The sequence below is a fragment of the Pseudomonas sp. BF-RE-22 genome (assembly GCF_019956155.1).
Classification (GTDB): Bacteria; Pseudomonadota; Gammaproteobacteria; order Pseudomonadales; family Pseudomonadaceae; genus Aquipseudomonas; species Aquipseudomonas migulae.
In genome coordinates, this window is record NZ_JAHBDD010000087.1 from 116935 (window position 1) to 140305 (window position 23371).

23 protein-coding genes are annotated in these 23371 nt (G+C 60.8%); 17 read left to right on the forward strand and 6 right to left on the reverse strand.

What is annotated here, in order from left to right; genetic code table 11:
• Positions 1-54: 54 nt before the first annotated feature.
• Positions 55-1575, reverse strand: a complete 1521-nt coding sequence (locus KGA82_RS28890; RefSeq protein ID WP_008035766.1) for an aldehyde dehydrogenase family protein — start codon at positions 1573-1575, stop codon at positions 55-57.
• A gap of 299 nt (positions 1576-1874) precedes the next feature.
• Between KGA82_RS28890 and KGA82_RS28895 the strand changes: the two genes are divergently transcribed.
• The 4 genes from KGA82_RS28895 to KGA82_RS28910 all read left to right on the forward strand — a co-directional run bounded on the left by KGA82_RS28895 (position 1875) and on the right by KGA82_RS28910 (position 6198).
• On the forward strand, positions 1875-3788 hold the full coding sequence (locus KGA82_RS28895; RefSeq protein WP_223453269.1) for a sigma-54-dependent Fis family transcriptional regulator: 1914 nt from the start codon (positions 1875-1877) through the stop codon (positions 3786-3788).
• Between the two features lie 154 nt (positions 3789-3942).
• Complete coding sequence (mpl, locus tag KGA82_RS28900; protein WP_223453270.1) at positions 3943-5292, forward strand: UDP-N-acetylmuramate:L-alanyl-gamma-D-glutamyl-meso-diaminopimelate ligase; 1350 nt, start codon at positions 3943-3945, stop codon at positions 5290-5292.
• Positions 5289-5921: a flavin prenyltransferase UbiX gene (ubiX, locus tag KGA82_RS28905; protein ID WP_008035761.1), complete on the forward strand. Its 633-nt coding sequence runs from the start codon at positions 5289-5291 to the stop codon at positions 5919-5921. Before mpl ends, ubiX begins: the two co-directional genes overlap by 4 nt.
• The gene (locus KGA82_RS28910; protein WP_008035760.1) at positions 5914-6198 is read left to right on the forward strand and encodes a YceK/YidQ family lipoprotein; all 285 of its coding nucleotides are present in this window, start codon (positions 5914-5916) and stop codon (positions 6196-6198) included. Before ubiX ends, KGA82_RS28910 begins: the two co-directional genes overlap by 8 nt.
• A 144-nt stretch (positions 6199-6342) precedes the next feature.
• On the opposite strand, the gene KGA82_RS28915 is transcribed toward KGA82_RS28910, so the two are convergent.
• The 3 genes from KGA82_RS28915 to KGA82_RS28925 form a co-directional block, all read right to left on the reverse strand.
• The gene (locus KGA82_RS28915; protein WP_008042977.1) at positions 6343-6984 is read right to left on the reverse strand and encodes an oxidoreductase; all 642 of its coding nucleotides are present in this window, start codon (positions 6982-6984) and stop codon (positions 6343-6345) included.
• A 27-nt stretch (positions 6985-7011) separates the two neighbouring features.
• On the reverse strand, positions 7012-8730 hold the full coding sequence (locus tag KGA82_RS28920) for a C13 family peptidase (RefSeq protein WP_223453271.1): 1719 nt from the start codon (positions 8728-8730) through the stop codon (positions 7012-7014).
• A 103-nt stretch (positions 8731-8833) separates the two neighbouring features.
• On the reverse strand, positions 8834-9289 hold the full coding sequence (locus KGA82_RS28925; protein WP_017341009.1) for a MaoC family dehydratase: 456 nt from the start codon (positions 9287-9289) through the stop codon (positions 8834-8836).
• 183 nt (positions 9290-9472) lie between these two features.
• On the opposite strand from KGA82_RS28925, the gene KGA82_RS28930 reads away from it, so the two are divergent.
• From KGA82_RS28930 to KGA82_RS28945, 4 genes are all read left to right on the forward strand, one after another.
• Entirely contained in the window at positions 9473-9835 is a 363-nt protein-coding gene (locus KGA82_RS28930) for a CidA/LrgA family protein (RefSeq protein ID WP_008044533.1), read from the forward strand.
• Positions 9832-10548 (forward strand): LrgB family protein, encoded by a 717-nt coding sequence (locus KGA82_RS28935; RefSeq protein ID WP_008035079.1) that lies wholly within the window; start codon positions 9832-9834, stop codon positions 10546-10548. Before KGA82_RS28930 ends, KGA82_RS28935 begins: the two co-directional genes overlap by 4 nt.
• 10 nt (positions 10549-10558) lie before the next feature.
• On the forward strand, positions 10559-11149 hold the full coding sequence (locus KGA82_RS28940) for an LON peptidase substrate-binding domain-containing protein (protein ID WP_223453272.1): 591 nt from the start codon (positions 10559-10561) through the stop codon (positions 11147-11149).
• A 114-nt stretch (positions 11150-11263) separates the two neighbouring features.
• Positions 11264-11422: a hypothetical protein gene (locus tag KGA82_RS28945; protein WP_223453273.1), complete on the forward strand. Its 159-nt coding sequence runs from the start codon at positions 11264-11266 to the stop codon at positions 11420-11422.
• A 124-nt stretch (positions 11423-11546) separates the two neighbouring features.
• Here the strand turns inward: KGA82_RS28945 and KGA82_RS28950 are convergent, their stop codons facing one another.
• Both KGA82_RS28950 and KGA82_RS28955 read right to left on the reverse strand, forming a co-directional pair.
• Complete coding sequence (locus KGA82_RS28950; RefSeq protein ID WP_008044540.1) at positions 11547-12863, reverse strand: bifunctional DedA family/phosphatase PAP2 family protein; 1317 nt, start codon at positions 12861-12863, stop codon at positions 11547-11549.
• 175 nt (positions 12864-13038) lie between these two features.
• Positions 13039-13737 carry a DNA-3-methyladenine glycosylase gene (locus KGA82_RS28955; protein ID WP_032832881.1) on the reverse strand — a complete coding sequence of 233 codons (699 nt, stop codon included), beginning with the start codon at positions 13735-13737 and terminating at the stop codon, positions 13039-13041.
• 177 nt (positions 13738-13914) lie between these two features.
• On the opposite strand from KGA82_RS28955, the gene KGA82_RS28960 reads away from it, so the two are divergent.
• The 9 genes from KGA82_RS28960 (at position 13915) to KGA82_RS29000 (ending at position 23339) form a co-directional block, all read left to right on the forward strand.
• Positions 13915-15186, forward strand: a complete 1272-nt coding sequence (locus KGA82_RS28960; RefSeq protein WP_223453274.1) for a glutamate-5-semialdehyde dehydrogenase — start codon at positions 13915-13917, stop codon at positions 15184-15186.
• A 1-nt stretch (position 15187) separates the two neighbouring features.
• Positions 15188-15877 carry a nicotinate-nucleotide adenylyltransferase gene (gene nadD / locus KGA82_RS28965; protein ID WP_085988415.1) on the forward strand — a complete coding sequence of 230 codons (690 nt, stop codon included), beginning with the start codon at positions 15188-15190 and terminating at the stop codon, positions 15875-15877.
• Between the two features lie 72 nt (positions 15878-15949).
• On the forward strand, positions 15950-16444 hold the full coding sequence (rsfS, locus tag KGA82_RS28970; protein WP_008035092.1) for a ribosome silencing factor: 495 nt from the start codon (positions 15950-15952) through the stop codon (positions 16442-16444).
• Positions 16445-16453: 9 nt separating this feature from the next.
• Positions 16454-16921, forward strand: a complete 468-nt coding sequence (rlmH, locus tag KGA82_RS28975; protein ID WP_007937439.1) for a 23S rRNA (pseudouridine(1915)-N(3))-methyltransferase RlmH — start codon at positions 16454-16456, stop codon at positions 16919-16921.
• 9 nt (positions 16922-16930) lie between these two features.
• The gene (mrdA, locus tag KGA82_RS28980; RefSeq protein ID WP_008035095.1) at positions 16931-18826 is read left to right on the forward strand and encodes a penicillin-binding protein 2; all 1896 of its coding nucleotides are present in this window, start codon (positions 16931-16933) and stop codon (positions 18824-18826) included.
• 31 nt (positions 18827-18857) lie between these two features.
• Positions 18858-19961 carry a rod shape-determining protein RodA gene (rodA, locus tag KGA82_RS28985; RefSeq protein ID WP_050550375.1) on the forward strand — a complete coding sequence of 368 codons (1104 nt, stop codon included), beginning with the start codon at positions 18858-18860 and terminating at the stop codon, positions 19959-19961.
• A gap of 17 nt (positions 19962-19978) precedes the next feature.
• Entirely contained in the window at positions 19979-20989 is a 1011-nt protein-coding gene (mltB, locus tag KGA82_RS28990; RefSeq protein ID WP_008035098.1) for a lytic murein transglycosylase B, read from the forward strand.
• Positions 20989-21999 carry a septal ring lytic transglycosylase RlpA family protein gene (locus tag KGA82_RS28995; RefSeq protein ID WP_008044546.1) on the forward strand — a complete coding sequence of 337 codons (1011 nt, stop codon included), beginning with the start codon at positions 20989-20991 and terminating at the stop codon, positions 21997-21999. The genes mltB and KGA82_RS28995 overlap by 1 nt, the downstream gene beginning before the upstream one ends.
• A gap of 182 nt (positions 22000-22181) precedes the next feature.
• Positions 22182-23339, forward strand: coding sequence for a D-alanyl-D-alanine carboxypeptidase family protein (locus tag KGA82_RS29000; protein WP_008035100.1), 1158 nt, complete (start codon positions 22182-22184; stop codon positions 23337-23339).
• Positions 23340-23371: the final 32 nt, after the last annotated feature.

Consider the following 23371-nt stretch of genomic DNA (forward strand, 5'->3'; position numbering starts at 1 on the left):
ATCCTGTAGGAGCGAAGCTTGCTCACGAAGGCCGTTACGCGGTTTCGCGCCGGGTTAGAAGAAGCCCAACGGATTGATGTCGTAGCTCACCAGCAGGTTTTTGGTCTGCTGATAGTGATCGAGCATCATTTTGTGGGTTTCACGACCGACGCCGGACTTTTTGTAGCCACCGAACGCGGCGTGCGCCGGGTACAGGTGATAGCAGTTGGTCCACACGCGACCGGCCTTGATGGCGCGGCCCATGCGATAGGCGCGGTTGATGTCGCGGGTCCAGAGGCCGGCGCCGAGACCGAACTCGGTGTCGTTGGCGATGGCCAGGGCTTCGGCTTCGTCCTTGAACGTGGTGATGCTCACCACCGGGCCAAAGATTTCTTCCTGGAACACACGCATTTTGTTGGTGCCCTTGAGCAGGGTCGGCTGGATGTAATAACCCGTCGCCAGACTGCCTTCGAGTTTTTCCACCTTGCCGCCGGTCAGCAGCTCGGCGCCTTCGCCCTTGGCGATTTCCAGGTACGAAAGGATCTTGTCGAATTGCTGCTCGGACGCCTGGGCGCCGACCATGGTGTCGGTGTCCAGCGGGTCACCGCGTTTGATCGACAGGACTTTTTTCATCACCTCCTTCATGAAGTCGTCGTAGATCGATTCCTGAACCAGCGCACGGGACGGGCAGGTGCAGACTTCGCCCTGGTTGAAGAACGCCAGCACCAGGCCTTCAGCGGCTTTCTCGATGAAGGACGGTTCGGCTTTCATGATGTCTTCGAAGAAGATGTTCGGCGATTTGCCACCCAGCTCCACGGTGGACGGGATGATGTTTTCGGCAGCGCATTTCATGATGTGCGAGCCGACCGGGGTCGAGCCAGTGAAGGCGATCTTGGCGATGCGTTTGCTGGTGGCGAGCGCTTCGCCGGCTTCTTTGCCGAAACCTTGCACAATGTTGAGCACGCCCGGTGGCAGCAGGTCGCCGATCAGCTCGACCAGCACGGTAATGCCCAGCGGCGTTTGTTCTGCTGGCTTGAGCACCACGCAGTTACCCGCCGCCAGCGCCGGGGCGAGTTTCCACGCGGCCATCAGGATCGGGAAGTTCCACGGGATGATCTGCCCGACCACGCCCAGCGGTTCATGGATGTGATAGGCCACGGTGTTGCCGTCGATCTCGGCAGCGCTGCCTTCCTGCGCACGGATGCAACCGGCGAAGTAACGGAAGTGGTCGGCGGCCAGCGGGATGTCGGCGTTGAGGGTTTCGCGAACGGCTTTTCCGTTGTCCCAGGATTCGGTGATCGCCAGCAGTTCCAGGTTCTGCTCGATGCGGTCGGCGATTTTCAGCAGCACCAGCGAGCGCGCCTGGGCGGACGTGGCGCCCCAGGCATCGGCAGCGGCGTGGGCAGCGTCCAGGGCTTTGTCGATGTCTTCGGCCGTGGAGCGCGGGAATTCGGCAATCGGTTGGCCATTCACTGGCGAGGTATTGGTGAAGTACTGACCTTTGACAGGCGCGACGAACTCGCCGCCGATGTAGTTACCGTATTTGGCTTTGAACGAAACGATAGCGCCTTCAGTACCGGGGTGAGCGTAACGCATGGTGTTTTCTCCTTGGCTTTTGTACTTATTAGAGAGGCGCATGTGCGCTTGCTATAAGCGTAGAGCAAAGGTCGGGCCACTGCCCTGTGAGCTAGGCAAATCAAGGCCTTGCGCGTTTTTTGTCGGACGGATGGATGGCGGCTGTGACGCTTTCGGTACAGCCCCCATGACAGTTTGTACCGCTTGTGGCACAAGCTGTGACTGACCGGTCTTGCCAGCATTGCAATGCGGGCTAGGCTGGAGGATGCTCGGGCATCACCTCAATACGGGTCACCGAGCCCCGGGGAGAATAATAAGAAATGCACGACAACCATTTGAGTCGCCATGCCCAGCAAGTGCTGACCGTGACCCAGGGGAAATCCCACCTGCACGGTCCCGGCAGCGATCCGTCCATTGCCCGTTCCTGGCTGCGTTGTCTTGAGGACTATCACCTCGACCCGGCCCTGACCATGGCGCCGACGGTGCTGGAGCACGGTCGTGTCCTCGAAAGCCGCGAACGCTTGCAGCAAGTGCTGCACATCGCCGGCAATGAAATGAGCAGTCTTCATCAGCAGCTGTCCGGCGCCGGTCATGCGGTGCTGCTGACGGATGCGCGCGGGGTGATCCTCAATTGTGTGACGGCACCCGCCGAGCGGAAGATTTTCGAACGCGCCGGCCTCTGGCTCGGTGCCGACTGGAGCGAAGCCTGCGAAGGCACCAACGGCATCGGCACCTGCCTGGTGGAGCGTCAGTCGCTGACCATTCACCAGGACGAACATTTTCGTGGTCGTCACACTGGCCTGACCTGCTCGGCGAGCCCGGTGTTCGATCCGCATGGCGAACTGCTGGCGGTGCTCGACGTGTCCTCGGCGCGGCACGAGGTGTCGCGGCAAAGTCAGTTCCACACCATGGCCCTGGTCAATCTGTCGGCGAAGATGATCGAGAGCTGCTATTTCCTGCGTTACTTCGACAATCAATGGTTGCTGCGTTTTCACCTGCAGGCGGAATCCGTCGGGCTGTTCAGCGAAGGGCTGCTGGCGTTCGACGGCGAAGGTCGGATCAGCGCGGTCAATCAGAGCGCGCTGAACCTGCTGGGGCATAGTCGCGGCGGGCTGCTGGGCAAACCGGTCGAGGCGTTTTTCGATTGCTCGCTGGATGAGTTGCTGGGCCGGGCGAGTGTGAATGCCAGCGCCAGTTGGCCGTTGCGCGCACGTGACGGGCGTGCCCTGTTTGCCGTGTTGCGCGGTCAGCCGCGCAGCATTCCGGTGCCGGTAGTGACCAGTCGGGTCGTTGCCGAACCTGCGCGCCTGTCGGGCATTTGTCTGGGCGATGCGGGTTTGCAGGAAGACTTCCGCAAATCCCTGCGCGTGTTCGAACGGGATGTGCCGCTGTTGATCAACGGCGAAACCGGGTCCGGCAAGGAGGCCTTCGCCAAAGCGGTGCATCAGGCCAGTCAGCGGGCCGAAAAAGCGTTCGTCGCGCTCAACTGCGCGGCCATCCCGGAAAGCCTGATCGAGAGCGAGTTGTTCGGCTATCGCGGCGGCAGCTTTACCGGCGCACGCAAGGAAGGCATGCGCGGCAAGTTGCAGCAGGCGGATGGCGGGACCTTGTTCCTCGATGAAATCGGCGACATGCCGTTGGCGTTGCAGACCCGGCTATTAAGAGTGCTGGAAGATCGGCAAGTGGTGCCGATTGGCGGCGAGCCGGAGGCGGTCAACGTGCGGATCATCAGCGCGACTCACCGTAATCTTCTGGAACGGGTGCAGGACGGCAGCTTCCGCGAGGATTTGTATTACCGGCTCAATGGGTTGGAGATTGCGTTGCCGGCGTTGCGCGAACGCAGTGACAAATCGCAGTTGCTCGACTTCCTGCTGGCGGAAGAGGCGGGCGGGGAGACGGTGCTGATTGATGAACCCGCCCGCCAGGCGTTGCTGGGTTTCGCCTGGCCCGGGAACGTGCGGCAACTGCGCAACGTGCTGCGCACCTTGGCGGCGTTGTGTGATGGCGGCCGGATCGGGCTGGAGGATTTGCCGGCGATGATTCGACAGGCCAGGCCGGTGCCGGTTGTTGCCGTCGAACCGCCTTGCGAACATCCGCTGGATGATGCCGAGCGCCTGGCGTTGCTGAATGCGCTTGAACAAACCCGTTGGCACATGACCCATACCGCCGAGCAGTTGGGTGTCAGCCGTAACACCCTCTATAGAAAGCTGCGTAAACACGGCATCGCCCGATAGGCGTAGGAGCGAGGCTTGCCCGCGAAGAACGATAACGCGGTGCATCAGGTGAACCGTGTGATGGCATTCGCGGGCAAGCCTCGCTCCTACAAACACAAGGTGCGATTTTCGCCTCCCTACGCTAACCTGCGGCCATGTTTTACGAGGTCGACTAATGCACATTCATATTCTTGGTATCTGCGGCACTTTCATGGGTTCGATGGCGGTTCTGGCCAAAGAGCTGGGCCATCATGTGACCGGCTCCGATGCCAACGTCTATCCGCCGATGAGCACTCAACTCGAGGCGCAGGGCATTGAACTGACCCAAGGTTATGACCCCGCGCAGCTCGATCCGGCGCCGGATCTGGTGGTCATCGGCAACGCCATGTCCCGCGGCAACCCGGCTGTTGAATACGTTCTGAACAAAGGCCTGCCTTATGTCTCCGGTCCGCAATGGCTGGCCGATCACGTGTTGCAGGGCCGCTGGGTGCTGGCCGTTGCCGGTACGCATGGCAAAACCACCACCAGCAGCATGCTGGCCTGGGTGCTGGAACACGCGGGCATGAGCCCCGGTTTCCTGATCGGCGGCGTGCCGCAGAATTTCTCGGTGTCGGCGCGTCTGGGCGGCACGCCGTTCTTCGTGATCGAAGCCGACGAGTACGACAGTGCGTTCTTCGACAAGCGCTCCAAGTTCGTTCACTACCGCCCGCGCACGGCGATCCTGAACAACCTGGAGTTCGATCACGCTGACATCTTCCCCGATCTGCCGGCCATCGAGCGGCAGTTCCACCATTTGGTGCGGACCATCCCGAGCGAAGGCCTGGTGATCCATCCGACCACCGAGCCGGCATTGCAGCGCGTGATCGAGATGGGCTGCTGGACCCCGGTGCAAACCACCGGCGCCGGTGGTCAGTGGCAGGTCAAACTGCTGAGCGAAGACGGTTCGAAATTCGAAGTGATGTTCGAAGGCGTCGCTCAAGGCGTGGTCGATTGGGACATGACCGGCCAGCATAACGTTGCCAACGCACTGGCCACCCTGGCAGCAGCGCGGCATGTCGGTGTTGTGCCGTCGATGGGCATCGCCGCGTTGAGCGCGTTCAAAAGCGTGAAGCGCCGGATGGAAAAGGTCGCCGAGGTCCGCGGCATTACCATCTATGACGACTTTGCCCATCACCCGACGGCCATCGCCACGACCCTCGACGGTCTGCGCAAACGCATCGGCGACGCGCCGCTGATCGCCATCATCGAGCCGCGCTCCAACTCCATGAAGCTCGGCGCGCACCGCGACGGCTTGCCGGAAAGCGTGGTCGATGCCGATCAGGTGATCTGGTACGCACCGGCCAACCTCGGTTGGGATTTGGGCGCAACGGCGGCGCTGTGCACGGTGCCGTCGATTGTCAGCGAATCACTGGAAGGCATCATCGACCGTGTGAAGAGCCAGGCGCAGCCCGGCACTCACGTGGTGATCATGAGCAACGGCGGCTTCGGCGGCCTGCACGGCAAACTCGCCGAGGCGTTGCAATGAACAACGGCCCGGAACGCATCACGCTGGCGATGACCGGCGCTTCGGGCGCCCAGTACGGTTTGCGCCTGCTGGACTGCCTGATCCGCGAAGACCGCGAGGTGCACTTCCTGATTTCCAAGGCTGCGCAACTGGTGATGGCCACCGAGACTGACGTCACGCTGCCGCCGAAAACCCAAATGATGCAGGCTTTCCTCACCGAGTACACCGGCGCTGCCGCCGGGCAGATTCGGGTGTACGGCAAGGAAGACTGGATGTCACCGGTGGCCTCGGGCTCCGGTGCGCCGTCGGCGATGGTGGTCGTGCCGTGTTCGACCGGTACGCTGTCGGCCATTGCCACCGGTGCCTGCAACAACCTGATCGAGCGCGCCGCCGATGTCACGCTGAAGGAGCGTCGCCAGCTGATTCTGGTGCCGCGTGAAGCGCCATATTCGAGCATTCATCTGGAGCACATGCTCAAGTTGTCGAACATGGGCGTGACCATTTTGCCGGCGTCGCCGGGCTTCTATCATCAGCCGCAGACCATCGATGACCTGATCGATTTTGTGGTGGCGCGGATTCTCAACCTGCTGAACATTCCACAAGACATGCTGCCGCGTTGGGGCGAACACCATCTGACCAGCGATGAATAAGCTGCTGACGATTGTGCTGGCGCTGCAACTGGCGGGGTGCGCCACGGCACGCACGCTGGATGCTGCCAAACCGGGGGCGCCGGTGGTGTATGCGGGGACACGCCTGGATTTGTACGCCCTGAATGGCGGTTGCTGTGCGATGGATCGTTTTGGGGCAGAGGCGCCGAGTTATCCGGGTGTCGATCTGCCGGCCAGCGCGTTGCTTGATACGTTGCTGTTGCCGTTGTCGGTGTTGACGGTGATCGGCGTGAGTTTTCAGGCGACTGGCGGGTTGTAGCCGTTCGGCTTTAGACCTGCGTTGTTCCCTTCGCGGGCAAGCCTCGCTCCTACAGGATTGAGGTCGTTCGCCAATGTTGGATTCGACACAAAACCTGTAGGAGCGAGGCTTGCCCGCGAAGGCGTCATTGCAGACACTGCAGGATCATTTGCCTAACTTGCGCAACTCATCCGACTCGACAATCCGTATCCCATCCTGTTCTTCCAGCGCCAGTCGCCACATCGCCCTGGCCAGTTGGCAAGCTTCGATGCCGCGGTATTTGCCGGGGATCAAGCGGGACAACGGACCGGCGACCTGCTCGGCCAGACGCGGTTCGAGGCGTTCACCCAACAACACCGAAGGTCGACAAATGGTCAGCTGTGGCCAGTTTTGTGCGCGCAATGCGTACTCCATCTCGCCTTTGACCCGGTTGTAGAAAACCGAGGACCTGCGATCAGCCCCCAGAGCGCTGATCACAATCAAGTGTCGCGCACCCATTTCCCGCGCCCGTTTGGCGAAGGCCACTACCATGTCCAGATCGACCGCGCGGAACGCCGCTTCCGAGCCGGCCTGTTTGATCGTGGTGCCGAGGCAGCAGTAGGCGATGTCGACGCGACCGCTGAGTTGCGGCAGGAACATCGCCGGGTCGCCGACCGGGTTTTCCAGATGCGGATGCTCGGCCAGCGGCCGGCGTGAGGGGGCCAATACGCGCGTGATCGTAGGCTCGTTGAGCAGGCGATCAAGCAAGTGTTCACCGGTTAACCCGGTAGCTCCGGCAAGCAATACGTGCTGAGGCGTCAAGTACATAATATGTCCCCCTTGATACTGATCAGCTTAGTTGCTCTTTGCGTCCTTGCTGTCGATAGAGACACTTTGTAGCGCTTTTCGTGCCTGCTGTTTACGTAACAGCTGCCAATGGGAGAGAACGGTTTTCGGCGCCCAGATTTGCGGTTCAGAGGCTTCGAAACTGTCCGCCAATTCACGCTCGGCCACGGAGGCCTTGGCCAGCTTGAAGGCTTGTTCCAGGTCGTCGGTCTGGTTCAGGGCCTGGGCGAACAGCGCGTCGCCGAAGTAGGTGAAGTTGGCTTCTTCCGAGCACCCGAAGGACACGCGGTCGGCGCGCGACGCGGTCATGATCAGGGTACGTTCGTCCTTGAGGGCGGGGATGAAACCACCGGAGTAGCAAGACGAAATCACGATGATCTTGTCGCGGTTTTTCAGTGGGGCGAGCACGGCGCCGAGTTCGTTGGCCGGCAGGTCGGACAGCTCCATGCGTGGCTGGTCGAGCACCAGTTCGTGTTCGCTGGTGCCGTGGCTGGTCAGGTAGATGAAGATCAGGTCTTCCGGGCCGCTGCGCTCGGCCAGCGTCAGCGCCGCACGGCGCAGGTTTTCCCGGGTGGCCATCGGCCGGTCGACGAGGTGGTCGCGATGGTTCACCAGGCGGATCTGGCCAAACGCACCGAAACGGCTGGTGAGCATGTTGCTGACGTAATCGGATTCACGCAGGAACACGCTCTGCTTGCCGTCACCGCCGACGGTCAAGGTGTACAACTCGATCGCCGGGGTCGAAGCCGGCACATTGGCCAGCGCGTCTTCGAGCAAGCGGCCCTGGGCCAGCAAGCCGAGTTCAAGGCTGTCGGGCAACAGCTTGCCGTCGGCATCGCGTACTCGTTGGCCGTTGGCCCACGTGCCGCTCTGCACGGTGCCATCGGTCAGCACCAGTGTGCCGCGCCCCTGATAACTGTCGCCTTCGAACTGGCCGATGTAGAAGCTGCCATCTGAAAGGTTCAGTCGGCCCTGACCGGTGAAGCGCCAGTCGCTGAACTGGCCGATGTAGTGACTGCCGTCGGCGCCGATCAACTCGCCTTTGCCATTCAGCGAGCCTTCCTTGAACTGGCCGAGCCAGACATCACCGTCGGCGTTCTCGTAGCGGCCCTTGCCATGCAGTTGGTTGTTCTTGAAGCTGCCGACGTAAATGTCGCCTTCAGCGCTGTTGAATGTCCCGTTGCCTTCCAGCTGACCGTCCTTGAAATGCCCGGTGAACTGATTGCCGCTGGCGTCGCCACGCTGGCCTTCGCCGTTGGGTTTGCCATGGGCGAACTGGCCTTGATACGAGCTGCCGTCTTCGAGTTCCAGACGGCCGAGCCCCGAATATTGATCGGCCTTGAATTCGCCGCGGTAGGTCATGCCGTTTTCTTTGAGGGTGCCTTCGCCTTCGCGCCGACCCGCCTTGAAGCCGCCGGTGTAGCTGCTGCCGCTGGTGGTCAGCGTGCCCTGGCCGTCGAACAGCCCCAGGTTGAAATTGCCGCGATACAGCTCGCCGTTGCTGCCGTGCCATTCGCCCTGGCCGTGCCACTGGCCCTTGTCGAAACTGCCGGCGTACCAGCTGCCGTTCGGATAATCGACGCGACCCTGGCCTTGCAGCAATCCGTTGACCAGGTCACCGCGATAGCGGCCGCCGTCCGGCAGGCGCGCATCGGGCGGCAACAGCGATTCGCTGTCGCCGCAAGCGGTGAGCATCAGGGTCAAGGCAATGAGTGCAAGTGAGCGCATAGCGGGATCCGGGCAATTAGGCGACCGAGTATGCCGCAGCTCTATGACTGAGATATAGAGAGAGGTCGCGAAACAGCGTGAGCTGCTTCGCATCCGGGAGGGTTTACACGAAGCAGAGCGACAGTGGCTCGGCGATATAGGCCGGTTTTTCCGAACCTTCGATCTCGAGCGTGGCGGTGGCCTTGAGCAGCCATTGGCCGGGCTTCTTCTCGGTGACTTCGGTCAGATCGACCTTGAGGCGCACTTTCGAATTGACCTTGACCGGCTGAATGAACCGCACGCTGTCGAGGCCGTAATTGACCACCATCTTCAAGCCTTCAGGCAGGATGAGGATGTCTTCCATCAGTTTCGGGATCAGCGACAGCGACAGGAAACCGTGGGCAATGGTGCTGCCAAATGGCGTTTGCGCGGCTTTGACCGGGTCGACGTGGATGAACTGATAGTCTCCAGTGGCTTCGGCGAACAGGTTGATGCGCTCCTGATCGATAGTTAGCCATTCGGAACGTCCAAGTTCCTTGCCGACATAATCTTTGAGCTCTGCAACTGGAACATAGGGCATTGAGACTCTCCTTGGGTTCATCGGTTTTATAGTTTTGAGGTGGGGGGATTTGACCTCCCGGATTACCACTTTAGATCAACATGGCAAATTGCTCCGGTCAACTGACCATGCTTTTGGCGAATGCCGGTCTATAGCGTTGGCATGCTTATAATGCCGGGCGCGATTTTTCGGGGGAGAGGACGGATGTTGTTACGTGGCCTGACCTGGCTGGTGTTGTTCCAATTGCTGGGCACCGCCATCAACCATTTGTTTTTGCCGGTGCTGCCGGGGCCGATCATTGGCCTGCTGCTTCTGCTGGTGTTCCTGATCAGCCGTGGCCAGGTCGGCGAGCCGTTGAGCCTGGCGGCCGGCAGCCTGCTGCGTTACCTGCCGTTGTTGCTGGTGCCGCCGGCCGTGGGCGTGATGGTTTACGCCAAGGACATTGCCGCGGACTTCTGGGCCATCGTCGGCGCACTGGTGTTGTCGCTGCTGCTGTCCATGGCGTTCGCCGGTGTGCTGATGCAACGCATGGTCAAACGCCACGCGCACCGCGAGGACTCGCAATGATCTTCGACTGGCAGGGCGCCTGGGTGTCGGTGATTCATCATCCATTGTTCGGCATCGGCATCACCCTCGGCGCCTATCAGCTGGTGTTGGCGGCGTTCGAGAAAACCCGCTGGATTTTTCTGCAGCCGGTGCTGGTCTCCATGTTGTTGGTCATTGGCGTGCTGGTCGGCTGCGGCCTGACCTACGCCGAGTACCGCAAGAGCACCGAGATCCTCAGTATTTTGCTCGGCCCTGCCACCGTTGCGCTGGCCGTGCCGCTTTACCTCAACCTGCGGCGGATTCGGCAGTTGTTCTGGCCGATATTTACTACGCTGGTGATAGGTGGCGTGATTGCCACCGGCATGGGCGTGTTGCTGGGGTGGTCGTTTGGTGCCGAGCACATGATCCTGATGACCATGGCGCCGAAGTCGGTGACCTCGCCGATCGCCATGCTGGTGGCCGAACAGATCGGTGGCGTCGCGGCGCTGGCGGCGGTTTTTGTGTTGATCACCGGCGTGATCGGGGCGATCTTTGGGCCGAGCCTGCTGAACCGGCTCGGCGTCCACAGCCCCGAGGCGCGCGGCATGGCGCTGGGCATGACCGCCCATGCGGTGGGCACGGCCGTGGCGATGCAGGAAAGTGAAGAATGCGGCGCCTTCGCGGCGCTGGCGATGAGTCTGATGGGCGTGGCCACGGCGGTGTTCCTGCCGTTGGCGGTGTCGATGGTGGTGTAAGGAAATGTCTATGAACCTGCCGCTTTTCCCGCTGAATACGGTGCTGTTTCCGGGCTGCATCCTCGACTTGCAGATCTTCGAGGCGCGCTACCTGGACATGATTGGTCGCTGCATGAAACAGGGCGGCGGCTTCGGCGTGGTGTGCATCCTTGAGGGTGAAGAGGTCGGCATCGCCCCGTCAGGTTATGCGCTGGTCGGGTGTGAGGCGCTGATCACCGATTTCAAGCAGCAGGACAATGGCCTGCTGGGCATTAGGGTGCAGGGCGGGCGGCGTTTTCACGTGTTGCGCACCGAGGTTCAGCGCGATCAGTTGACCGTCGCCGAGGTCGAGTGGCTGGAAGACGAGCCAGAGCAACCCTTGCAGGATGAGGATGCCGACCTCGTCGCACTGCTCAAGGCCCTGGCCGAACACCCGATGGTCGAAGCGCTGAACATGGGCACCGAAGCGACCGGGCAACAGTCGCTGGCTAATCAGTTGGCGTACCTGCTGCCATTCGCCGAGGTGGACAAGATCGACCTGCTGCAACTCGACGATCCGCAGCAACGCCTGGATGCGATCCAGGCGTTGCTCGATGAATTGCAGGGTGAGTTGTTTGCTTAGTTGCATCTTGTAGTAACTTGGTAAGTGCGGAGTGTTGTGCTGAAGTTCCAACTTTATTAGATTTAGCCTTGTCCACATGATGTGGCTATTTAAACTAATTAAAGGAATTTTTACATGACTATTTATTCTTATGAGCATGCACTTTGGGAGGCTGTTGCGGTGGGGTATCTGCTTCAGAATCAATCCGGTGGTACTCGCGAGGAGGCCGCTGTATACGCAGGCAAATTGGCCGATGCGCTAGTGCTGGAGAAACGTAAGCGTGAGCGTGCTTGAGCTCGTTATACCTTGAGATGATCAGGTAGCGACAAAAGCCCTCGACTATTAGGTCGAGGGCTTTTTATTTATAAGCGGGAATGTGAGGTCGTTGTTGTATCGAGTGATATCGCAAAGTTCGGTGTCAGTAAGCGTACCGCAACATTGCATGGGGTAAATGCCGCAACGCGAAGAAGCCGAATAACACCACCATCGCCGGCAACACCAGCCACCAGACTTTGGGTGGCATGGCGTTGAGCGGCGTCTGGCGCTGACTCAACCCCAGGCTCGCCGCACACACGCACGCCGCCAGCATGGCGCCGGCCAGCACATCCGTTGGCCAGTGCGCGCCCAGGTACACGCGTGACAAGGCAATCGCCAGCGCCGGCAGGCAGCCCAGCAGCAACCAGGTCAGGCGCATCCTTGGCGGTTGTCCGCGACCGGCCAGCACGGCGAGCGTCAGAAACAGCGCGAAAGAGCCCGAGGCATGGCCGCTGGGCATGCTGTAGCTGGTAAGCGGGTCGCTCAGGACTTCCGGGCGCAACCGGGCGAAAAAGTGTTTGGTGAGCGTATTGCCGAGTGCGGTGACGAGCAGCGTGCTGCCGGCGAAAATCGCCTGGCGCCATTGCCGGGTCAGCAGCAGCAAAACGGTGAGCAGGGCGCTGAACAGCAGCATGTTGCGGAACTCGCCGATCAGCGTGAAAGTCACGGCGACTTCATCGAGCATCGGGCTGCGGTGTTCCTGCACCAGTGTCATCAAACCCTGGTCGAGAGCGGTGAGGTGCGGGTAACCGATAAACAATCCGGCCAGAATCAACAAGCTCATGCTGGCGATCAGTATCGTGGCCTTGCGATGACGGCGCAGGCTGCTGGTCGCGCTCAGGCCGATCATCACGGCGATGCTGCCGGCGACGATCCCGGCCTCAGGCCAGAAACCTTCCGGTAATGGCAAGCGAATCGCCGCGCCCGTGGCCCAGCCGGGCAGCAGGTAGGCGACGCTCCAGCCGGCAGTGGCCAGCAGGCTGACGGCGACGAAGCGCGGGAACGGCATGTCGAACATCCCGGCGACCATCGGCAGCATCGGCCTTAGTGGCCCGATGAATCGTCCGACCAGCAGGCTGGCTATGCCATAGCGCTGGAAGTAAGCCTCGGCACCGGCGATCCATTCCGGGTGATGGCGCAGGCCGGGCAGGCGCCGGATGTTCTGGTGGAAATGTCGCCCGACAAAGTAGGAAACGATATCGCCCAGCACGCCGGCAACGAATCCCAGCAGCAAGGTTTCGCTCAACGACAGTGCGCCGCTGCCGGCCAGCACGGCGACGGCAAACAGCAACACCGTGCCGGGTACGATCAGTCCGGCAATCGCCAGGCATTCCACGAAGGCCACGATGAACACCGCCGCAGCCAGCCATTGCGGGTTGACCGTCAGCCATCCGGTCACGCTATCGAGCCATGGGCCCATAAAAACAACTCCATTGAATAATCAATTGGCCTCAAGGGCCGAACACACTCTTCAAAACACTACAGACCCTTGTAGGAGCAAGCTTGCTCGCGATGGCGGAGTGTCAGGCAACATCTGCTTCGACTGTCAGACCGCTATCGCGAGCAAGCTTGCTCCTACAAGGGATTTTCATTGTTCAAGTGAGCAAAAAATAATCGCGACCTTCGACTTGCCCCCGTCGCAGCGGATTTCGCGTGCAATACGGCGCGTAAGCCGCATCGACGAAGCGGTACATCAGATGCTCATCGCGCCCATGGGGAATACCCAGGCGTGTGGTTTGAATGATGTGACCCGGTGCCGGGCCGACATCCTCCACCAGCAGCACCTCATGATCAAAACGCTTGGCGTCCCAGACCGGCACCTTCAAACCCAGCGCCTTGCACAACAGCGTTTGCCCGGCACAGAGTTTTTGCGACGGGCGAGGGCGGCCCTGGGCGTCGGGATTGTTCAGCAGCATCTGCGCCAGGCTTGCCGGGCCGCTCAACTCATCGACCCACGGATAAGCGGATTTGATCAAAACCGCATTGCCCGGACCTTGAGCGCTGAAATTCAGGGAATCACCGCCCCGGGCGTAATACATATAGATGTGGCCGCCATCCAGAAACAAAGCCTTACGCTTTTCTGTGTAGCCGAGAGAGGCATGGCTGCCTTTTTCTTCGAAGTAATAGGCTTCGGTCTCGATGATCCGGGCGCTGAGCCACAGTTCACCGACCCGATGCCGGATGACTTTGCCAAGTAAATCCCGGGCCAGCGTTTGCGCATCCCGGTCGAAAAATGCGTCCGGGAGCCCGGTGGGCAGGCCCGCAGCGGTCGCACGAACAGTCAGGTTGGACATGATGAACGGCATTTATCAAAGCTGATTGAGTCGTGATGATAACAATTTGCAGCTTAATCACGGCTGAACGTCGGCAAATTGCCCTCCATTTCGACCATCCGCCCGTCACCGCTGTTAGTCAGGGGACGCGACAGCTATAATCTGCCGCTTTCATCTTTGCCAAGATCACAGCAGACAATGACTGAGTCCGTTCTCGACTACATGACCCGCCTGGGTCGCGCCGCCCGTGAAGCGTCGCGCATCATCGGCCGTGCCAGCACCGCGCAGAAAAACCGCGCCTTGCAGGCGGCTGCCAATGCGCTGGATGCTGCGCGTGCCGAGCTGACGGCCGCCAACGAGCTGGATCTGGCGGCTGGTCGAGCCAATGGCCTGGAACCTGCGCTGCTGGAACGTCTGGCGCTGACCCCGGAGCGTATCGACGGCATGATCGTCGGTTTGCGCCAGGTTGCAGCGTTGCCGGACCCGGTCGGCGCCATTCGCGACATGAGCTTCCGTCCGTCGGGGATTCAGGTCGGCAAGATGCGTGTGCCGCTGGGCGTAATCGGGATCATTTACGAATCCCGGCCCAACGTGACCATCGACGCCGCCAGCCTGTGCCTGAAGTCCGGCAACGCGACCATCCTGCGCGGCGGTTCCGAAGCGATTCATTCCAACCGTGCCATCGCCGCCTGCATTCAACGCGGCCTGGCCGAAGCCGATCTGCCGGCCGCCGTGGTGCAAGTGGTCGAAACCACCGACCGTGCCGCCGTTGGCGCGCTGATCACCATGCCTGAATACGTCGACGTCATCGTGCCCCGTGGCGGCCGTGGCCTGATCGAACGCGTCAGCCGTGATGCGCGCGTGCCGGTGATCAAGCATCTGGACGGTATCTGCCACGTTTACGTCAGTGCCCACGCCGATCTGCCGAAGGCCCAGCGTATTGCCTTCAATGCCAAGACTTACCGTTATGGCATTTGCGGTGCGATGGAGACGCTGTTGGTGGATCAAACCGTTGCCAAAGATTTCCTGCCGTCGATGGCTGTCCAGTTCCGCGAAAAAGGCGTTGAACTGCGGGGGTGCGAGCGCACTCGGGCGATCATTGAGGCCGCAGTGGCCACTGAAGAAGACTGGCACACCGAATACCTGGCGCCGATCCTCTCGATCCGCGTGGTCGACGGGCTGGATCAGGCTATCGAGCACATTAATAAGTACGGCTCCCATCACACCGATTCGATCGTCAGCGAAAACCTTGCGGACACCCGGCGTTTCGTCGCGGAAGTCGATTCGTCGTCGGTTATGATCAACACCCCGACCTGCTTCGCTGATGGCTTCGAATACGGATTGGGTGCCGAGATTGGCATTTCTACTGATAAGCTGCACGCCCGCGGCCCGGTGGGTCTCGAAGGTCTGACCTGCGAGAAGTACATCGTGGTCGGTGATGGCCAGTTGCGCGGCCAGGCGTCGGTCTGACTTGGGCGACCTTAATCCGTCGGCCCCGGTAACCACCAGCGAACCTGCGCCTCGACGTATCGGCATGCTGGGCGGGACGTTCGACCCGGTGCACATCGGCCATTTGCGCGGTGCGCTGGAAGTCGCCGAAGCGCTGGCGCTCGACGAGTTGCGCCTGACACCCAGTGCCAGGCCGCCGCATCGCGGTACGCCGCAGGTGTCGGCGAAGGACCGACTGGCGATGGTCGAGTGCGCGGTGGCCGGTGTGGCGCCGTTGGTGGTGGACGCCCGCGAATTGCAGCGGGACAAGCCGTCCTACACCATCGACACCCTGGAACTGATGCGTGCCGAACTGGCCGCTGAAGACCAGGTTTTTCTACTTTTGGGCTGGGACGCATTTTGCGGCCTGCCCACTTGGCATCGCTGGGAAGAGTTGCTCCAGCATTGCCACATCCTGGTGCTGCAACGCCCGGATGCCGACAGCGAACCGCCGGATGCCTTGCGCAACCTGCTGGCAGCGCGCTCGGTGAGCGACCCGCTGGCCCTTAAAGGGCCGAGCGGACAGATTGCATTCGTCTGGCAGACGCCGCTCGCGGTATCCGCCACCCAGATCCGTCAACTGCTGGCCAGCGGTAAGTCGGTACGTTTCCTGGTGCCCGACGCGGTCCTGGCCTACATCGATGCGCACGGACTTTACCGTGCGTCGAACTGAAAAAGGGTGCGCTTCAAGGCACGTGAATGCGTGTAGCGAAGCGCCCGAACATACGAGCAAAACGAGTTTTATATGACTGACAAAGACGTAGCTAAAGTAAAGCGCAAAGGCACATTCAAGAGCGCCCCGCTGCCAGTAGAAGCTCCAACCGGCCCTGAGCTGGCTGGCGAAGCGCTGGTCAAGGTTGCCGTGGCAGCCCTGGAAGACGTGAAGGCCCAGGACATCCAGGTCATCGACGTTCGTGAAAAGCAGAGCATCACTGACTTCATGATCATCGCTACCGGTACGTCCAACCGCCAGATCGGCGCCATGCTGGACAAGGTCCGCGAAGCCGTCAAAGCCCAGGGCGTCAAGCCTTTGGGTGAAGAAGGCAAGGGCGACAGCGACTGGGTCCTGCTGGATATGGACGATGTCATCGTGCACATGATGACCGCCTCGGCTCGCCAGTTCTACGACCTGGAGCGCCTGTGGGCCGGTGCAGAGCAGAGCCGTTCGGCCAGCGCTGCGCATCACAGCCCGGAAAACACCCACGAGCATTTCACCAAGCTCAACAAAGACCAGCTGTAAGGGATTGCTGTGCGACTGCGACTGATCGCCGTCGGTTCACGCATGCCCAAGTGGGTGGAAGAAGGCTGGCATGAATATGCCAAGCGTCTTCCGTCCGAGCTGGCGCTGGAACTGGTGGAAATACCGCTCAACACCCGTGGCAAGAACGCCGACGTGGCACGCTTCATCCGTCAGGAAGGCGAAGCCATGCTGGCCAAGGTCGGGCCGAACGAGCGCGTTGTCACCCTCGAAGTCCACGGCAAGCCCTGGAGCACCGAGCAGTTGGCGGTCGAGCTCGATCGCTGGCGGCTGGACTCGCGCACGGTGAATTTCATGGTCGGCGGCCCCGAAGGGCTGGCGCCGGAAGTGTGTGCGCGGGCCGATCAGCGCTGGTCATTGTCACCGTTGACGTTGCCGCACCCGCTGGTGCGGATTCTGATCGGCGAACAGCTGTACCGTGCCTGGACAGTTCTGTCCGGTCACCCTTACCACAAGTAGTTCTGCCTCATGTCCCAGCCGATCCGCATCAAGGACCACGAAAAAGACGCCCGTCTGGTGCGTGGCCGCGTCGTGTTCGGGGCTATTGCAGTGGTGGTGCTGATCGGCGTGCTGATCGCTCGCCTGTATTTCCTTCAGGTGATCCAGTACGAGTACCACTCGACCCTGTCGGAAAACAACCGCGTCCATGTGCAGCCGATTCCGCCGACCCGCGGATTGATCTTCGACCGCAATGGCGTGGTGGTGGCCGACAACCGGCCCAGCTTCAGCCTGAGCATGACCCGCGAGCGTTCCGGCGACTGGCAGCAAGTGCTCGACGTGATCGTCGAAGTGCTGGAACTGACGCCCGAGGATCGGGTGATCTTCGAGAAACGCATGCGCCAGGGGCGTCGGCCATTCGAGCCGGTGCCGATCCTGTTCGAGCTGACCGAAGAGCAGATCGCCCGCATCGCCGTGAACCAGTTCCGCCTCCCGGGTGTGGAAGTGGTTGCGCAGCTGGTGCGGCATTACCCGCAGGGCGCGCACTTTGCGCACTCGGTGGGTTACATGGGGCGGATCAACGAGAAAGAGCTGAAGTCTCTCGATCCGGTCAATTACAGCGGCACCCACCACATCGGCAAGACCGGCATCGAGCGTTTCTACGAGCCCGAACTGCATGGCCAGGTGGGTTACGAAGAAGTCGAAACCAACGCACGAGGCCGCGTTCTGCGGGTGCTCAAGCGTACCGATCCGATTCCCGGCAAGGACATCGTCCTGAGCCTGGACATCAAGTTGCAGGAAGCGGCCGAAGCGGCACTCGGCGGTCGCCGTGGTGCGGTGGTCGCGCTGGACCCGAAAACCGGTGAAGTGCTGGCAATGGTCAGTCAGCCGAGTTTCGACCCTAACCTGTTTGTGACCGGCATCAGCTTCAAGGCTTATTCCGAACTGCGTGATTCCATCGACCGGCCGTTGTTCAACCGCGTGCTGCGTGGCCTTTACCCACCGGGTTCGACCATCAAGCCAGCGGTGGCCATTGCGGGCCTGGACTCGGGCGTTGTCACCGCGTCGACCCGGGTCTTCGACCCCGGCTACTACATGCTGCCCAATTACGATCACAAGTATCGCAACTGGAACCGTACCGGTGACGGCTACGTCGATCTGGACACGGCGATCATGCGGTCCAACGACACCTACTTCTATGACCTGGCCCACAAGCTGGGGATTGATCGCTTGTCGGCCTACATGGGCAAGTTCGGCATCGGCCAAAAGGTCTCGCTGGACATGTTCGAAGAGTCGCCGGGGCTGATGCCGTCCCGTGAGTGGAAGCGTGCGACCCGGCGCCAGGCCTGGTTCCCGGGTGAAACGCTGATTCTCGGGATCGGTCAGGGCTACATGCAATCCACGCCGCTGCAACTGGCCCAGGCCACGGCGCTGGTGGCCAACAAAGGCGTGTGGAACCGTCCGCACCTGGCCAAGACTGTCGAAGGCGAGCGGCCGAAGGATGACAATCCGATGCCGGACATCATCCTGCGCGATCCGTCCGACTGGACCCGGGTCAACCACGGCATGCAGCAAGTGATGCACGGTGCGCGCGGTACGGCGCGCAAGGCTTCGATCGGCGCGCAATACCGGATCGCCGGCAAAAGTGGTACCGCCCAGGTGGTCGCGATCAAGCAGGGCGAGAAGTACGACCGCTCGAAGGTTCAGGAGCGTCATCGCGACCACGCCTTGTTTGTCGGCTTTGCGCCGGCCGACGACCCGAAAATCGTGGTTTCGGTGATGGTCGAGAACGGCGAGTCCGGTTCAGGCGTCGCCGCGCCTGTGGTGCGTCAAGTCATGGACGCCTGGCTCCTCGACCAGGACGGCCGACTGAAAGCCGAATACGCCAGCCCTATCAGTGCGGAGGCTACGGCCCGTGAAGAGTAATTTCGATCGCATCCTCTCCAGCGAGGATGTGATGCGTCGCCGTGCGACGCTGTTGCAACGCATGCACATTGACGGACCGTTGCTGATCCTGCTGCTGACCCTCGCCGCCGGCAGCCTGTTCGTGCTGTATTCGGCCAGCGGCAAGAGCTGGGACCTGCTGGCCAAGCAAGCTACTTCCTTCGGCATCGGTCTGGTGTCGATGATTGTCATCGCCCAATTCGAGCCGCGCTTCATGGCCCGTTGGGTGCCGGTCGCTTATGTCGTCGGCGTGCTGTTGCTGGTGGTGGTGGACGTCATGGGCCACAACGCCATGGGCGCCACGCGCTGGATCAACATTCCGGGGGTGATCCGCTTCCAGCCTTCGGAGTTCATGAAGATCCTGATGCCGGCGACCATCGCCTGGTACTTGTCCAAGCGCACCTTGCCGCCGCAACTCAAGCATGTGGGCGTCAGCCTGTTCCTGATCGGTTTGCCGTTCATTCTGATCGTGCGTCAGCCCGACCTCGGCACTTCGCTGCTGATCCTGGCGGGTGGCGCATTCGTTTTGTTCATGGGCGGGCTGCGCTGGCGCTGGATCATCAGCGTACTGGCCGCCGCCGTGCCGGTGGCCGTGGGGATGTGGTTTTTCATCATGCACGACTACCAGAAGCAACGAATCCTGACGTTCCTCGACCCGGAAAGCGATCCGCTGGGCACCGGCTGGAACATCATTCAGTCAAAAGCCGCCATCGGTTCCGGCGGCGTGTTCGGCAAGGGTTGGCTGCTGGGCACGCAATCGCACCTCGACTTTCTGCCGGAAAGCCACACCGACTTCATTATTGCGGTGATGGGTGAAGAGTTCGGCCTGGTGGGCATCTGCGCACTGCTGCTGATTTACCTGTTGTTGATCGGTCGCGGGCTGGTGATTACCGCCCAGGCCCAGACATTGTTCGGCAAACTGCTCGCGGGCGCCCTGACCATGACGTTTTTTGTTTACGTTTTCGTCAACATCGGTATGGTCAGTGGCCTGTTGCCGGTTGTAGGGGTGCCGTTGCCGTTCATTAGCTACGGAGGAACTTCGCTGGTAACGCTGCTGTCAGCGTTTGGGGTTTTGATGTCGATCCATACCCATCGCAAGTGGATCGCACAGGTTTGAATAAGGTGAAGATTTCAATGCAAGTAATGCGTGGCTGGGCGACTCGATACGCGCCATGGGTCGGCCTGGTAAGCATCCTTGGCACAGCGCAGGACGCGTTGGCCGGCGATTACGAAGGCTCACCCCAGGTGGCCGGCTTCGTCGGTGAAATGACTCGCGACTACGGTTTTGCCGGTGAACAGCTGATGGGCGTGTTCCGCGAAGCCGAGCGCAAACAGTCGATTCTGGACGCGATCTCCAAGCCCGCCGAACGGGTCAAACAGTGGAAAGAATATCGCCCGATGTTCATCACCGATGCGCGCATCGCACGCGGCGTGGATTTCTGGCGGCAGCACGAGGCGGTACTCGCCCGTGCCGAGCAGGAATATGGCGTGCCGGCCCAGGTGATTGTCTCGATCATCGGCGTTGAGACCTTTTTCGGTCGAAATACCGGCAATTACCGGGTAATCGACGCCTTGTCGACCCTGGGTTTCGACTATCCTCCCCGTGCTGAATTCTTCCGCAAGGAATTGCGTGAATTCCTGTTGCTGGCCCGGGAAGAGCAGGTCGATCCATTGACCCTCAAAGGCTCCTACGCCGGGGCGATGGGCTTGCCGCAGTTCATGCCGAGCAGCTTTCGCGCCTATGCGGTGGATTTCGACGGTGACGGCCACATTAATATCTGGACCAATCCGGACGATGCCATCGGCAGCGTCGCCAGTTATTTCAAGCGTCACGGCTGGGTGGCCGGCGAACCGGTGGTCAGCCGCGCCGATGTGCGTGGCGATCAGGTCGACGAAGGTTTGACCACCGGCATCGAACCGACTAAAACCGTCGGGGAGTTGCGGGCTCTAGGGTGGTCAAGTCATGATGCGCTGCGCGATGATATGCCGGTCACGGCATTCCGCCTGGAAGGTGACAATGGCCCTGAATACTGGATGGGCCTGACGAATTTTTACGCAATCACGCGTTATAACCGCAGCGTGATGTACGCCATGGCCGTACATCAACTGTCTGAACAGCTGGTCCAAGCACGGGGCGTCAAGTAATGCGGGCATTGCCTATGAATAAACCCCTGAAGCTGATGGCATTCGCCGCGTTGGCAGTGCTGGTCGCCAGTTGTTCGACCAGCCGCGCACCGTCACAGAAATCATCCACCGCCGTGCGCTCGGCGCCGGGGCTGGACATCAACCGCGCCCACAAAGATGGCGCACCGTGGTGGGACGTCGACGTATCGCGCATCCCGGATGCCACGCCGACCCTGCACACCGGCCCTTACAAGGCCAACCCGTACACCGTGCTGGGCAAGACTTACTTCCCGCTGCAAGAATCCAAGACCTACGTCGCCTCGGGCACGGCGTCCTGGTACGGCACCAAGTTCCACGGCCAGAACACCGCCAATGGCGAGGTTTACGACCTGTATGGCATGAGCGCCGCTCACAAGACCTTGCCACTGCCGAGTTACGTTCGGGTGACCAACCTGGACAACAACAAGTCAGTGATTTTGCGGGTCAACGATCGCGGGCCGTTTTACTCGGACCGCATCATCGACTTGTCCTACGCTGCCGCGAAGAAACTCGGCTACGCCGAAACCGGCACCGCACGGGTCAAGGTCGAAGGCATCGACCCGCAGCAATGGTGGGCGGCCAAAGGCCGTCCGGCGCCTTTGATGCTCAACGAGCCGCAAGTAGCGCAAAATGCCGCGCCGACGATTACCGCATCGGCCGGCACGGTCGAGCAATGGACGCCGCCGCCGCAGCAACACGCCGCGGCCGTTGTGCCCGTGCAGATCGATGCAAAAAAAAACGCTTCTGTACCAGCCTCTGGCCAGTATCTGCAGGTGGGCGCGTTCGCCAACCCGGACGCTGCAGAACTCCTGAGATCGAAGCTCAGCGGGATGGTGAGCGCTCCGGTGTTCATCAGCTCGATCGTGCGTAATCAACAGACACTGCATCGGGTGCGCCTGGGGCCGATCGGCTCGCCGGGTGAAATCCAGCAAGTGCAGAACAGCGTGCGCCTGGCCAATCTCGGTTCGCCGAGCGTGGTCACCGCCGAGTAATACGTAGTACTTGATTGACGGTTCACTTGCGGTTTTGAGGGGTGGACCTGGTTGTTGGCTCGTTGAAGAACAAAAGCCCGGCAAGGGTACTGAGTGAACGACTGAACACGCGACAGCTCGTTAGAAGGCTGTCTGATTAGTTTTGCCTTCGGGCAGTTTCCATTAGCGATTTCGAGAGACGGATGAACATCACCACCTTTGCCAAACGCCTGTGCCTTCTAGTCCCGCTGCTCCTCTCGCCTGCCGCTTTCGCGGTCGAGATGATGCCGTCGCCGCCACAACTGGCCGCCAAAGCCTATGTGCTCATGGATGCCAGCAGCGGCAACGTGCTGGTCGAGAACAACGGTGACCAGCGTCTGCCACCAGCCAGCCTGACCAAGCTGATGACCGCGTACATCGCGACTCTGGAAATCCGTCGCGGCCAGATCGGCGAAAACGACCCGGTGACCGTGAGCGAAAACGCCTGGCGCACCGGCGGTTCGCGGATGTTCATCAAGGTCGGTTCGCAAGTGACCGTCAGCGACCTGCTGCACGGCATCATCATTCAGTCGGGTAACGACGCCAGTGTTGCGCTCTCCGAGCACATCGCCGGCAGCGAAGACGCTTTCGCCGACATGATGAACAAAACCGTGGCCGACCTGGGCATGACCAACAGCCACTTCATGAATCCGACCGGTCTGCCGAACCCTGAGCACTACTCGTCGGCTCACGACATGGCTGTGCTGGCTCGCGCGATCATCCACGAAGACCCGGCTCACTATGCGATCTACTCGCAGAAAGAGTTCTTCTGGAACGGCATCAAGCAACCTAACCGTAACCTGCTGCTGTGGCGCGACAAGACTGTCGACGGTCTGAAAACCGGCCACACCGACGAAGCCGGCTACTGCATGGTGTCTTCGGCCGTACGTGATGGCATGCGCCTGATCGCCGTGGTGTTTGGCACCAACAGCGAAGTGGCACGTGCGTCGGAAACCCAGAAGCTGCTGACCTACGGTTTCCGTTTCTTCGAAACCCAGACCTTCTATCAGAAAGGTGCCGAGCTGGCTCAGGCCCCTGTCTGGAAGGGCTCCACCAATCAAGTCAAGGCCGGCCTGGCTGAAGACCTGACCATGACCCTGCCAAAAGGCCAGCTGAAAAAGCTCGCTGCCAGCATGACCATGAACCCGCAACTGGTTGCGCCAATCGCCAAGGGCGACGTGATCGGTAAAGTCGAAGTCAAACTGGACGACAAGGTGGTGCACAGCGCTGACCTGATCGCTCTGGATGGCGTCGAAGAGGGTGGTATCTTCCGTCGCATGTGGGATAGCATCCGTCTATTCTTCTACGGCTTGTTCAACTGAATTAGTGTGCACCTGCATGGTCCCGCGCTCAT